General features: G+C 30.0%; 12 protein-coding genes. 6 read left to right on the forward strand and 6 right to left on the reverse strand.

The features are described 5' to 3' along the window. Window positions 1–18: 18 nt before the first annotated feature. A complete protein-coding gene (locus B3630_RS16695) occupies window positions 19–192 on the reverse strand; it encodes a hypothetical protein (RefSeq protein ID WP_346900135.1) in 174 nt (57 codons plus the stop codon). A 631-nt stretch (window positions 193–823) separates the two neighbouring features. Between B3630_RS16695 and B3630_RS16700 the strand changes: the two genes are divergently transcribed. Continuing rightward, window positions 824–1,075 carry a DUF4351 domain-containing protein gene (locus B3630_RS16700; RefSeq protein ID WP_346900137.1) on the forward strand — a complete coding sequence of 84 codons (252 nt, stop codon included), beginning with the start codon at window positions 824–826 and terminating at the stop codon, window positions 1,073–1,075. Window positions 1,076–1,323: 248 nt separating this feature from the next. On the opposite strand, the gene B3630_RS16705 is transcribed toward B3630_RS16700, so the two are convergent. The 5 genes from B3630_RS16705 to B3630_RS16725 all read right to left on the reverse strand — a co-directional run bounded on the left by B3630_RS16705 (window position 1,324) and on the right by B3630_RS16725 (window position 6,658). After that, on the reverse strand, window positions 1,324–2,292 hold the full coding sequence (locus tag B3630_RS16705) for a site-2 protease family protein (protein ID WP_346900139.1): 969 nt from the start codon (window positions 2,290–2,292) through the stop codon (window positions 1,324–1,326). Continuing rightward, a complete protein-coding gene (locus B3630_RS16710) occupies window positions 2,285–3,001 on the reverse strand; it encodes a flavodoxin family protein (RefSeq protein ID WP_346900141.1) in 717 nt (238 codons plus the stop codon). Before B3630_RS16710 ends, B3630_RS16705 begins: the two co-directional genes overlap by 8 nt. Before the next feature lie 14 nt (window positions 3,002–3,015). Further along, window positions 3,016–6,069 carry a type 2 lanthipeptide synthetase LanM gene (lanM, locus tag B3630_RS16715; RefSeq protein ID WP_346900143.1) on the reverse strand — a complete coding sequence of 1,018 codons (3,054 nt, stop codon included), beginning with the start codon at window positions 6,067–6,069 and terminating at the stop codon, window positions 3,016–3,018. Between the two features lie 157 nt (window positions 6,070–6,226). Then, the gene (locus B3630_RS16720; protein ID WP_346846774.1) at window positions 6,227–6,415 is read right to left on the reverse strand and encodes a lichenicidin A2 family type 2 lantibiotic; all 189 of its coding nucleotides are present in this window, start codon (window positions 6,413–6,415) and stop codon (window positions 6,227–6,229) included. Window positions 6,416–6,436: 21 nt separating this feature from the next. Next, entirely contained in the window at window positions 6,437–6,658 is a 222-nt protein-coding gene (locus B3630_RS16725) for a lichenicidin A2 family type 2 lantibiotic (protein ID WP_346870534.1), read from the reverse strand. A gap of 425 nt (window positions 6,659–7,083) precedes the next feature. Here B3630_RS16725 and B3630_RS16730 point away from each other — a divergent pair, with 425 nt between their 5' ends. The 5 genes from B3630_RS16730 to B3630_RS16750 all read left to right on the forward strand — a co-directional run bounded on the left by B3630_RS16730 (window position 7,084) and on the right by B3630_RS16750 (window position 12,849). Then, window positions 7,084–9,255 (forward strand): peptidase domain-containing ABC transporter, encoded by a 2,172-nt coding sequence (locus tag B3630_RS16730; RefSeq protein ID WP_346900145.1) that lies wholly within the window; start codon window positions 7,084–7,086, stop codon window positions 9,253–9,255. A gap of 155 nt (window positions 9,256–9,410) precedes the next feature. Further along, window positions 9,411–10,058, forward strand: a complete 648-nt coding sequence (locus B3630_RS16735) for a TetR/AcrR family transcriptional regulator (protein WP_346900147.1) — start codon at window positions 9,411–9,413, stop codon at window positions 10,056–10,058. Between the two features lie 79 nt (window positions 10,059–10,137). Beyond that, a complete protein-coding gene (locus B3630_RS16740) occupies window positions 10,138–10,860 on the forward strand; it encodes an ABC transporter ATP-binding protein (RefSeq protein ID WP_346900149.1) in 723 nt (240 codons plus the stop codon). Next, complete coding sequence (locus tag B3630_RS16745) at window positions 10,860–11,609, forward strand: ABC transporter permease (protein WP_346900151.1); 750 nt, start codon at window positions 10,860–10,862, stop codon at window positions 11,607–11,609. The genes B3630_RS16740 and B3630_RS16745 overlap by 1 nt, the downstream gene beginning before the upstream one ends. 1 nt (window position 11,610) lies before the next feature. Next, entirely contained in the window at window positions 11,611–12,849 is a 1,239-nt protein-coding gene (locus B3630_RS16750; protein ID WP_346900153.1) for an MFS transporter, read from the forward strand. The last annotated feature ends 34 nt before the right edge of the window (window positions 12,850–12,883 follow it).

Genomic DNA, 12,883 nt, shown 5'->3' on the forward strand with positions numbered 1-12,883 from the left:
ATTTTGCGACGCCCCCTTTTATTCACATACACTATTTGGTGTAACGAACCATAATCCAAATTTACTTTTATATGTTCCCAGTGAAGCCCGAGCATTAGAAGATCTATAATGTTCAAAATTATCCTTGTATTGTAAATACACTGAGGCATCTAAATTATTATTCCTATATTCTACTTCTACTGGTTTTACCATTGACGCACCGCAAGAACTATGCCAAAAAAAATAATTCTTTGCCACTCTTACTGGGCTTGTATGTATAAAGATAAAAAACACAACACATGTCAGAATAATGAAAAGTGTTAAACGTTTTTTATTAGCAATTCTAGGCTTGTTTATTCTCATTGATTAACTCCTTTTCCATTATGTACTTATAAACAGCATTATAACATGTGATGAAATATATTACAAATATTCTCTTAGATAGGAGATACCTACTACAGCATTAGTATCAACAGTATCAACGCCATTTACAGAACTAATTATAGGATGAGCTATGGAACCTATTGAAAAACTGTAGAAATAACGGATTGAAATGAATAAGAACAAATGTTTGTGTTTATAATTAATATATAGCTATAAAATATATTTAATTTGAGCTCTTTTTAATATATAATTTAATCATAAAGGATGGTGCAAACTTGGAATCAACAAAGGAAAAAGTTAAACTAGATTAGGTATTAAAGTTTTTGTTTTCCACCTCTAATAAGGTTTTAATTAACCTATTAAATGGAGTCTTTGAAGAAAACTTTAATGTAGATGAGGTCAGTTTAACTTAAATAGAAATTTTATTAAGGATGAAATTTTAGAAAATGAAGTGAATAGAATGACAAAAACATTATATGATCCAGAGGTTGAAAAGAGGGGCATGGAAAAGGGAATAGAAAAAGGAATTAATAAAGGCAAAGCAGAACTGTTAATTAAGCAATTATTAAAGAAGTTTAAAAATCTACCAGCAGAGTATGAGAATAAGATAATGAATTTACCCATTAATACCATTGATAGAATTGGTATGGATATTTTTGATATAGATTCCGTGGAGGAATTAGAAGAGTATTTTAAGCTTACTAAAGTATAACAAATGATATAAATAAGTAGAAGTATTTATTTTATTTGTATTGTATTTAATAAGCTTAAATAGAGAAATTGGAGTAAAGGCATGGGATTATATGATAATCACCATGCCTTTAAAATCATTATCATGGAAAGCTATTTACAGAAATAATTTCACACTTTATTACTACGATTCCTGGAATAGATTTAAAAGACTGAAATTAAGCCAATGATATAAAATTATCATTGGCTTATACAATAGAGTCTCTAAAGCTACCTTATCCTATACAGAATAGTATCAATGTACTCTCTAAATCGATTGTCTATAGTCGCTCTTTGATATTCTTTTGCTGTTTTTATTAATTGTGATTTGTCAAAATCATTGAAGTTTTCTATATCTATATTTTCCTCTAGTAAAGTAAGCAATTTTAATTGAAAATCTATGACTTCAATATAACTCTTTGCTTCCATCCTGTTAGTTTTATTTTGCTTTTTCATAATGTTAATAATTTCTATAAAGTAATCTTTCCCTAAGTCATAATTACTTTTTTTTATATAGTGTAATGCTAATAGGCTACCGCAAGTAAAAATATCACTTATATCTTTATGGTTATTAAATACTTGAAATAAATTATCTATTTCATCCTCTGTTAACTCACTAGCATCAATATCACTTAAATATATATTTTGAAGCCAAACTTTATTTTTAATGCCCTTATCATTTTTTAGTAATAAAAGTGCCATCCATCCATCGTTTCCTTCAAAGGGCAGTGATGTTGCTAATGCAATAACAAAATTCATTATACCAAAGGTGGTAATAACTGTTTTAAAGTAAAATTCAGTTTCTATTCTACTTATAAGAATGGCAGGAATAAATAATAATAAATTGGTAAATATGCCCCCTAAATAATAGAGTGAAAAATTCCTTGATACCTGGTTCTTATCAATGCATTTAAACATTTGACATAAGCCATTACTTAAGGCAAAAATGCTATTTTCTTTAAGTTTAACCTTGTTATTCACAATACAAATTTTTATAGGCCCAGCATAAAGTGATTTCAGCTTCATTCCTATGATTTTACCAAAAGCAAAATGTCCAAGTTCGTGGAAAGTAACGGCGATTAAAAATAACAAATAGTAAAGGGTTATTTCATTTATTATTGTTATCCGTAGAAAAAAACTAATTAAATTTAATAATATTAATGTTAAAAGAAAACTTGTATAGTTGAAAAATTTATTCATTATGGCTGTTATCCTTAACTAAAAGTTCTGAAAAACTGTTTGCATTAAAATATCCGTGACTATCCCAATATTTATATTCGTAATGTTCTTTAGGGAAAAACAAATAAGTATACTTTAATTGTTGAAACATAGCCTCTTGCATTGGAGAGGATTCTAAAACAATATTTCCTTCAAGAGCATCTTTTATGATACTTCTTATTGATTGGAGCTTATGAAAAATCTCCTCTTGTGTATCATATGCAAAGAAAGTTTCATTTGAAATAATTACTGCTCCCATATACTGAAACATTTTAGTTAAATAATCATTAACAAAGCTTTCACCATTTGTGTCTGTTGTGGTTAGTATTATAACTGGCTTTCCTAACAATTTAAAAATGTGCAACCAATAAGAAAGTCTGTCAAAAATTACTTTAACATCAGAGGTTACATTATGGGCATACACCGGTGAACTAATAATTATTAAATCAGCAGATAAAAGTAGTTGTTTAAGTTCACTACCTTTATCATCCTTAAGATTATCTAAAATACAAATACCATTACTAAAACAATTTTTACATCCTGAGCAAGGATTAAGGCAATATTTTGTTGGGTTTAAAATAGTATTATTGTATTCGCCTTCTACATTGAGTTCATTGAAAATCTCTTCAACATATTTATAGGTCCGAGTATTTAAATTACGTGTACCTATTAGTGTTACTATATTTTTCATATAATATCACCTCTCTAACTTAATACTGAAGGAACAATTTCAGGATTAATCAAACGAATTAGCTCAAACAAAATACCAGTTTCTCCAGTGAATAATCCTATTGAAGAAATATGCTCAAGTTGTTTCAAATGGAATTTACCCTTTGCCTTTTGGGTTGTTATAATCTTGTTCATTATTGTTTTTGCCATGTCATAATCATGTAAATTCCATGTTAAAGAATACCTAGTCAAGAAATATTCCACTAAACCTGAATTACCATGGCATAAACAATCATTTTGGAACATGGCTGACTTCATAACATAGTCATTGATTTTTTCAATTTCTTCTAAAACTTCAGTATAATCTAAATTTGCTTTTTTCATAGTTTTGCAAATTTCAATACGAGAAATTGCCAGACCAGTTAAACCTCTACACCATGATAGTGGCATTTCTTCATAATTGGAGTAGAGATGCTTGTCCTTATCTAATATATCGGCTGCAAAATTAAGGTACTTTATTGACTTTGTAATACTATACAATTTATAGAATATTAAAGAAATAGGTCCTAAGCCATGTGCAAAACCAGCTTGAAAATCCTTTACCTCATCTTTTTTAAAGCATGCTAATATTTTTTCAGCATAGGTGATAATATGGGATAAGTATGTTGTATCATGAGAGTTATCATATAATCTAATTAAAGAATTTACAAGGGAAGTTGCTCCATTAAGATAATCAACATCAATTTCAATATTATTTTCTAATTTTTTTAAATACTTATTTATATAACCTTTAATTTTACTTTTTTGTAAGTCTCCTTTTTCTAAGAAGGATGCCATGTGTATAAAACTAAAGGTGCTGGTATATCCAATATTTTTTTCAACATATATTATTTGATCTTCCGTATTACACTCATCAATTATTTTTTCAAAATAGCTATAGTATTTGGTCTCATTTGTTACTTTATATAAATAGTACATAGCTAATGCAATTCCATAAACACCATCATAAAAGTCTGCCGATATAACATTATAGGAATCTTCTTCATATTTACTTGTGTTTACTGTCATCCATAGAAGGAGATCCTCACTTTTAATGCGCTCAGATAATATTTTTTTGCTAAGATTAATAGCACATTCTAAGAAAGTATTTTCAGTTGATGAATTTTCTTTAAAGGATTGTACTGTCATTTCATATTCCTTAATTTTATTTGGTATATCATAGTTTCCATATGCTAATTCTATTAAGGAAACTTGTTTCAAGATATCTTCATTATTAATCCTTAGAATATGCTCTATAAGATACTCATATGAAGTTTTTGAAGTAAACTCTCCTAGATTTCTATTTGAGCTATATATTTCTAATCCATGGGTGTAATAAGAAAAATAGGGAACATCATTAAACATCATATCTTCAATTTCACTAATAATAAATGTTGGATTGTTAAATTCAATACTCCACATGTTTTCTAATATTTTTTCTCTATCTAACATATCAGATAAAAAATCAGGATGATAGGAGTGACCCAATATCTTGGCATATTGATTAGTATTTCGTAATAATTGCCTTACCTTTAACCCTTTAAAGCTTTTAAATACATCTGAATTTAAAATTTCTTCTCTATTATTTATAAAATAATTACATATAGTAGTAAAGCCATCAATTACGTTATTTTTATATTTTTTAAAATCAATCTGTTTTAGTGGGAGATTTTGGCTTCCTGGTAGTACAGCAGTTTCTTCTACAAATCTAATCTCATCGGTATTAAGATTAGTGATTTGTAGTACCTTTTCATCAAGAGTTTTCTCCGCTCCAGATAAAGCACTAATATCTATTCCCTTACTGTTATCACTATTTTTAAGTCTGCTAGTTAATAGCATTATTCTATCAATATTTTCAAATACCTTTTGTTTGATTAGCTGTGTAGTTTTATCATTATCCTTACCATTGAATAATGTAGGTTGCTGCACTATTGTTTCTAAGTCAATAATAACTGGATGTTCGCCATGGGCAATTAAATTTTCCATATGCATATCAGTACCGTTAAGAAGATACATAAGACCTAATAAATAACCAAATCTTATATAATATCTTTTTACTTCCTCTTCTGATTGGCAATCTATATGATCAATAAAGTCTTCATAGCCATGATCATTGACAGCAAGAGAATTTACAGTTTTCAAAGGTAGAATTGGAGCTCTATGGTTAAGATAATCACATAACTTAGAAAATGCAATATTTACATGTAAATTCTTTGGCTTGTACAATATCTTTCTATTATTTTCAAAACCTAATGTCATTACGGTTTTATTTCCATTATGCGAATCACCGAGTCCGTAATATATTGTATCAATAATAAAATCTTTTTCATCTATATGAAAATGTCTCTGTAGTTTTATTTTATCTTCATTAATATGGTCAAATACTTCAATGGTATTCTTAATAAACATTGTGGTCATTTCTACAAGAACACGAGCTAATACTGGATATTTGTTAAAGAAATTGAGAATGTCTTCTGCATTTTCATATTTGCTAATAAAATATTTATATCTGTCCTCAGTAGTATCTCCAAGAAGAAGGCCTTTTTCTCTTTGCATATTAATTTCAAGGGTAATAGCCTTTATTCCTATGTCACTAATTTGTGAAAAAAAGGATAATAGAATAGACTGAATTGATTCTTGTTTAATAAATTTGATTATTTCTGGTTTAAGCTTACTTCTGATTTCTTTATCAGCATATATTATATAATATCTTAATAAATATGAAAGTTTTGTGTTATCAAAATCAATACATGAGTTGGATAATTCATGTATTTCAATGAGCTTATTATACCAATCAGAATTTTTTGTATAGTCTATGTATAATTCTTTTAATTCCTGATTTGGGTTTTTCTCAACAGCAAATGAAAAAATATTTTGATTATACTTATTTACTTCTAGCATCTTTGAAAATTCAGCATTACTTAATATAGACATATCATTTCGCCAAAGCATAAAAGCCTCTTTATTAAAGTTATTTTTATATTTTAATTGATTTTCTATTATTGAATATCTTTCTTTTATAGTAAGTGCATTATAAAAATTATAGTACATAATATTTTCTCCTTACCTATTTAGTTACGTACTTCCACAACCTACACAATGCTAAAAGTGGGTACTTTTATTTAGTTATAAATTTTATATTATTACATAAGTAAGAGGTGATGGTGAGCCAACACCTCTTACTTATGATTGTTCTATATTTTAATTATTATTTATTGTCCTTACCGCATTTAGTCACTGCAGAACCAAGGTATGAGCCTACAAAAGTTATTAATGCAGAGCATACCATGGTAGATTGAGGTTCTGACATTCCACGTCCACCATAAACGTCCATTAATTCTTTTTCTGACAATTCTTTTAAGCTCTTTCCAACAATTTTATCTTGTTTCATTTCCATAACCAGTCTCCTTATTTTTTATTAGCCTAAGCAGTCTTTGTTATATGAAAGAATACCACTTATAGCAGATGCAGATGCAGATATGCACGCCTTTGAGCTTTTTGTTACAAATTTTGATATTGCACTAACAACAGTAGCTGGTGTACCATTTGTTTCAGATGAAGCACCATATATATCTTGCATTTCATTTTGTGACATTTCCCTTAAGCTCTTTCCACAAATTTCATTTGATATTTTTTGCATTTTTAGTTCCCCCCCTTTAATTTGTTAAATTCATCTAACATGCATGTACTTTTGAATTTACATGTTAAATATATCACGAAGGTTTTATAATTTCAATATTGTTTACATATTATTTAATATTTTACATTTTTGTTTTTATATATAATATGGTATATTAAAATTGGATTATTGTATTTACAAGATTTTCTAAATAATAGCCATATAAATCTTCTAAATTAAATAATTTATTTTTCATCAGAGAAATGTTTAATTTTTAACAAATGCTCAACATGTAAAAAGTACAGTATATATTACTTGCAGGAAAAGAAGATTACATTGACAATTTTACATATATTTGGGATAATACAACCATAATTTTTAAATAAATAAGGGTACTTTTTTATTTATTTAGCTCTTTAAGTTAATGGAAAGGGATGGACACAAATATGGGAAAGTTAAGTTTAGTAGAACAATCTGAACATAGTGAATGTGGTATTGCTTGTATAACAATGATATTAAATTATTGGGGCATTAAATCTACATTAAATGAAATAAGGGATCATTATGGGGTTCCTAGGGGAGGTTTGAGTCTATACAATTTAATTGAGATCATATCTGATCATGGGATAAAAGGTAAAGCCTATAAAATTAACTCAGATGATTTGATGTCGTCAAAAATTAAACATCCAATTATTATTCTATGGAATAATAATCATTTTGTTGTGGTTAAAAGTATTAAAAATAAAGTAACATTATTTGATCCTGATAAGGGAGTTTTGAAGGTTTCAAAAATGGAATTTGAAGAATCATTTAGCCAGGTTATTCTTAGTTTTGAACCAACTGATATGATTATTGATACAGGGAAAAAACAGAAACAATCACATGTAGAGACTTTGCAAAAAATCATTATGAATTTCTTTGTGAAGCAAAAAAAATCACTAATATTCTTACTTGTATCAATGATAATTTTACAGTTATTTTCAATAATTGTGCCTACCTTTATTAGACTTCTCATTGATGGCAATAATGCTGTAAGATCACTACTTCAAAGAACTTTATTAATAGTGCCTGGGTTTATTATAATTTTTATAATTTATACTCTGATGCAATTTTTAAATGACTTATTGTTGGCAGAATTAAAATACAACTTTAATGGAAAAATGATAGATAAGCTAATTAAGAAGATTTCAGAAATCCAATTTAAGTATTTTATAAATCGTGCCTCTGGTGATTGGATTTATCGAGCAAATTTAATAAGTTACATTCAGCAATTACTAAGCCAACAATTTTTAAAATCAATAATTGAAATTATTTTAGTAGTTGTATATCTCTTTATAATGTATTCTTATTCTCCAATTCTTACTTTCATAACTGTTGGAATAGGTGCTATTATTATTTTTTCATCCTTATTTTACACAAAAATGCTATTTAATTTTAATAGCAAAGAAATGATTTTGCAGAATCAAACTCAAAATATTATTATTGAACTTTTTGAAGGAATGGAAACAATAAAATCTCTAAACCTAGAAAATATTTTTCTAAAGAGATGGTCAGAAAAATTCAAGCTAGAACGGGATCTTACTTTAAAGAAGGATATAAAAATTTCTGTCTTAGGTAGTTTTATAAGTTCAATATATTACTTTACTCCTATTATTTTAATATTGATTGGTACAACATTAATTTATGGACAAGGAGTATTTTCAATAACCCTTGGAAAATTAATAGGGTTTATAACTTTGTCTCAATCTTTTCTCTCACCCTTGAATGGGGTTATGAGTACATTTATACAGATGACTGTTATTAAGATACAGTTTAAAAAGATAAATGAAATATTTGCTATAAACTCTACAAAACAGCTTAATTCAGATACACACATGCTAGAAACAATTGATCACATTGATTCTTATAGGTTAGAAAATATATCTTTTAAACATTCAATATTTGATGGGCTAATATTAAATGACATTAATCTATCCATCGATAAAAATGATAAAATTGCTGTGGTAGGTTCAAGTGGTTCTGGGAAGAGTACATTATTAAAAATTCTCGATAATTTATTAGAACCTACTGAAGGTGAGGTCTATATTAATAATGTAACTATAGATAAATACTCTAAAGAGGCTATTAAAGATGCTATAGGAATGGTTAATCAAAATCCTATTATATTTAATGAGAGTATTCTTTACAATATTACCCTTGGAGAAGAAAATTATGATTCTGATTTTTTACAACAAGTTATTTATGATTCAACTTTAGATACATTGATAAAAGAATTACCAATGGGATTATCTACTACGATATCAGATCAAGGAATGAATTTATCTGGAGGTCAGAAACAAAAAATAATACTAGCCAGAATATTATTTAGAAACACTAAGATGCTACTATTAGATGAACCAACCAGTGCCCTTGACTCTTTATCAGAAACTAAAATAATTGACAATATCTTAAAAAAATCAATTCCATGTATATTAGTATCACATAAAGCAAATTTAGTTAAGCGATTCGATAAAATCATTGTTATTTCAGGTGGAACTATAATGGAGTGCGGTAATCATGAGAGTTTGATTAAAAATCAAGGTATTTATGCAGAAATGTTTGCAGCAGAAAAAGAATAATTTCTTATTAGGTGCAATCTATAAATCTCATAGAACCATATGAATGAGAAATACTATAGTTTATTATATTTGGATTAATAGTATGTTGATGCTTGACAAGAAAAATCATCAATGATAACATAGATACCAACGGTATGTATGGAGGTGGATGCTGTATGGCACGAAATAAATATCCAGAAGAAACAGTGAACCTAATTTTAGAGGAATCCTTAAAGCTCTTTATAGAAAAAGGTTATGAACGCACTTCAATTCAAGATATTATCAACAATTTAGGGGGGCTTTCCAAGGGGGCAATCTATCATCATTTTAAATCCAAGGAGGAAATTTTTCAATCAGTATGTGAGAAAATTGGTAATGAAAACACGGCTTATTTCAATAAACTCCGGGATGACAAGACAATGACTGGCTATGAAAAGCTAAAAACAATGATTAAAGGCGGATACGCTAATCCAGGTAGTAATGCGATTATAGCAATGACAGACAAAATTATGGGTGATCCAAAATTTGTGATGAAACAAGTTATAGAAATCTATGAATTAATTGTCCCATGCTATATTGAACCCATCATCAAGGAGGGAATAAGTGATGGTTCAATTAAAACTGCTTATCCAAAAGAGCTCGCTGAGGTGATCATCACGCTAATGAACATTTGGGTGAACCCTGCCATTGCAAAATCTACACCTGAAGAAATGCATAGGAAAATGGAATTTTTCAGTGTGCTTTTAAATGGAATAGGAATTGATATTTTAGATACAGAGACTATCTTACAATATGTTGAGTACAGTAGTCGCTACAATGGTTAAAAAATAACTGCTCCTCAGGGGGCAGAATATTTTTAGCAAAACACATACCGAACGTCGGTATATGAATAAGGAGAAATTTATGGAACATCAATTTGCAGTGCATACAAACAGACTATGTAAGGAATTTTATGGCAAGTCCGTATTAAATCGTCTGGAAATGAAAGTTAAGAAGGGTGAGATTTATGGCATATTAGGCGTAAATGGAGCGGGAAAAACAACCCTCTTAAAGCTTATGGCCGGATTGCTTGAGCCAACTGAGGGTGGTGCATATGTTCTAGCTGAAAATGCTTGGACCCAACGACACCAGGTACTCCGTAACATCGGTAGTCTTATTGAGGTGCCATATTTTTATGAGCATCTAAATGCTGCCAAAAATTTGTCCATTCATCTTAGATATATGGGGATAGATGCAGATATATATAAATCCCTTGAACGTGTTGGCCTTGGTGATGTGGGTGATAAGCCAGTATCAAAATTTTCTCTTGGCATGCGGCAGCGGTTAGGCATTGCTAGAAGTATGATACATAATCCCAAGGTATTGCTCCTTGACGAGCCCATTAATGGACTTGATCCTGTTGCAATTAAGGAAATGAGAGATTTATTTGTTTCTCTTAAAAACCAGGGTGTTACAATTTTACTTTCAAGCCATATTTTAAGCGAAGTTATACAAACCGTTGAAAGAGTTGCGGTCATTGCAAATGGAACGTTAACCCTTGAAGCTAATGTGAAGGACTTAATTGCAGAGCATGAAAACAATCTTGAAGATTTCTTCATTGAAAAAATGAGAGGAGAAAAATTATAATGATAAAACTTATAAAATTAGAACTTGAAAAAAATAAAATTAGTTCTTACATTGTGGCATCCTTTCTTATCTTAATTTTTGGATTTGGATTTTGCTTTTTAACAGCCTATATACCACAAATTGAACAATCACAACAGATGATCCAAATTAGAGGTGGCGTTTCCCTGCCTACAGATTTGAGTATGTTTAGCCAATGGAATAATTTTATATCTTTGATTTCCATAGTGTTTGTTGCTGCATTCGGTGTCTTATCTGCTATCATGCACGCTAAATTTACAGTTGAAGAATATACTGGGAAAAGAGCAATTCTATTGTTCTCATACCCAATAAAGCGAAGCAAAATTCTCTTTGCAAAATGCAGCTTTGTGTTTTGCTTTACTGCCATTGCAGTAGCTATATGTAATATTGTTGCAATCAGTATATTTGCTTTTTTCTCAAATACTTTTCACATTTTACCCAATATGTTTACAGGTGAAATGTGGCCAAACCTGCTTGTTACAACGGGAGTTTCAGCACTGCTGGCCGCTTCAATAGGTCTTATAGCAATGCGTATAGGGTTTTGGAGGAAGTCGTTGGTAGCTACTGTAGTAACATCCTTTCTGTTAATTATTCCATTTGGCAATATGATGTCGTTTATACCTGAAAATTCTTTGCAAATCAGGCTAATAGGAATGGTTGTTTTATTGGCATTAGGTCTTGCAGTATTTATAGAGCTGTTGTCAAAAGTAAATAAGATGGAGGCATTATAATATGGAACAAACAAAACTGTTTAATAGGAACTTTACACTTGTAGTAATCGGGCAAATCATTTCAATGTTTGGTAATGCAATATTGAGATTTGCGCTTCCTCTATATCTTTTGAGAGAAACAGGCTCAGCATCTCTTTTTGGAATTGTAACAGCGTCCTCCTTTCTTCCCATGATTTTTCTCTCATTTTTGGGAGGTATTTTGGCCGACAGAGTGAACAAGCGAAACATCATGGTGACACTTGATTTTTTAACGGCCAGCATTGTTTTTCTGTTCTTTATGGCTCTTGGAAAACTGCCCATAGTTCCGCTGTTTATTGCTGTTTTAATGTTGCTTTATGGCATTAGTGGCACCTATCAGCCAACGGTGCAAGCAAGTATTCCATTGTTGGTTTCAGGAGATAAAATTTTATCAGCAGGTGCGGTTGTCAATCAAGTAGGTGCACTGGCAGGGCTTTTAGGACCTATTATTGGTGGCATGCTATTTGGTGCTTTTGGCATTGTACCCATACTTCTCATTAGTATTGCTTGCTTTGTCTCCTCTGCTATAATGGAGCTTTTTATACACATACCCTTTGAGAAAAGAAATAATGAAATGAAATTATCTGCAATTATAAAAAGTGACTTTCTTGACAGCACAAGTTATATGAAAAAAGAAAAACCAGTCCTCATTAAAATTATTGGTCTGGCTACGATTTTCAATCTGGTGCTATCATCAATGCTGATTGTTGGCATGCCTATTCTAATTATTAGCACACTTAAAATCAGTGATGAGCTGCTTGGGTTTTCACAGGGAATCATGGCACTTGGCGGACTTTGCGGGGGAATCTTCACCGCTGTATTCAGCAAAAAACTAAAACTTACAATTTCACACATTTTGATGTTTCTTTGCAGCTTATTTGTGGGGGTCATGGCGATTCCACTGCTACTGGGCATGGCAAACATGGTAAGTTATGCGGTAATTACAGCATCAAGTTTTATCATCATGGCACTTGCCACAATGTTCAGTGTACAAATGATTGCAGCAGTTCAAATTAAAACGCCGCCAGATCTTGTTGGAAAAGTAATTGCAGTGATGATTTCTCTCTCAATGTGCGCACAACCGATTGGTCAAACCATATATGGAGTAGCTTTTGATCAATTTTCAAATCATATAGGTATTATTCTGCTAGTGGTTGCAGTTCTGTCTGCAGCCGTCTCCCTTATATCAAAGGAAATATTTAAAAACATAGATGCATTATGATAATTCTTATTATGAGCAATCCCTCTAAAACTAA

This window comes from Clostridium sp. UBA7503 (genome assembly GCF_002477055.1).
Classification (GTDB): Bacteria; Bacillota; Clostridia; order Clostridiales; family Clostridiaceae; genus Clostridium_J; species Clostridium_J sulfidigenes.

What these genes read in the sequence shown, in the direction of transcription:
- B3630_RS16725 (WP_346870534.1), bottom strand. Translation starts at nt 6,658, where the DNA reads ATGCAAAAAATATCAAATGAAATTTGTGGAAAGAGCTTAAGGGAAATG.
- B3630_RS16730 (WP_346900145.1), top strand. Translation starts at nt 7,084, where the DNA reads ATGGGAAAGTTAAGTTTAGTAGAACAATCTGAACATAGTGAATGTGGT.
- lanM (WP_346900143.1), bottom strand. Translation starts at nt 6,069, where the DNA reads ATGTACTATAATTTTTATAATGCACTTACTATAAAAGAAAGATATTCA.
- B3630_RS16750 (WP_346900153.1), top strand. Translation starts at nt 11,611, where the DNA reads ATGGAACAAACAAAACTGTTTAATAGGAACTTTACACTTGTAGTAATC.
- B3630_RS16705 (WP_346900139.1), bottom strand. Translation starts at nt 2,292, where the DNA reads ATGAATAAATTTTTCAACTATACAAGTTTTCTTTTAACATTAATATTA.
- B3630_RS16740 (WP_346900149.1), top strand. Translation starts at nt 10,138, where the DNA reads ATGGAACATCAATTTGCAGTGCATACAAACAGACTATGTAAGGAATTT.
- B3630_RS16700 (WP_346900137.1), top strand. Translation starts at nt 824, where the DNA reads ATGACAAAAACATTATATGATCCAGAGGTTGAAAAGAGGGGCATGGAA.
- B3630_RS16720 (WP_346846774.1), bottom strand. Translation starts at nt 6,415, where the DNA reads ATGGAAATGAAACAAGATAAAATTGTTGGAAAGAGCTTAAAAGAATTG.
- B3630_RS16695 (WP_346900135.1), bottom strand. Translation starts at nt 192, where the DNA reads ATGGTAAAACCAGTAGAAGTAGAATATAGGAATAATAATTTAGATGCC.
- B3630_RS16735 (WP_346900147.1), top strand. Translation starts at nt 9,411, where the DNA reads ATGGCACGAAATAAATATCCAGAAGAAACAGTGAACCTAATTTTAGAG.
- B3630_RS16745 (WP_346900151.1), top strand. Translation starts at nt 10,860, where the DNA reads ATGATAAAACTTATAAAATTAGAACTTGAAAAAAATAAAATTAGTTCT.
- B3630_RS16710 (WP_346900141.1), bottom strand. Translation starts at nt 3,001, where the DNA reads ATGAAAAATATAGTAACACTAATAGGTACACGTAATTTAAATACTCGG.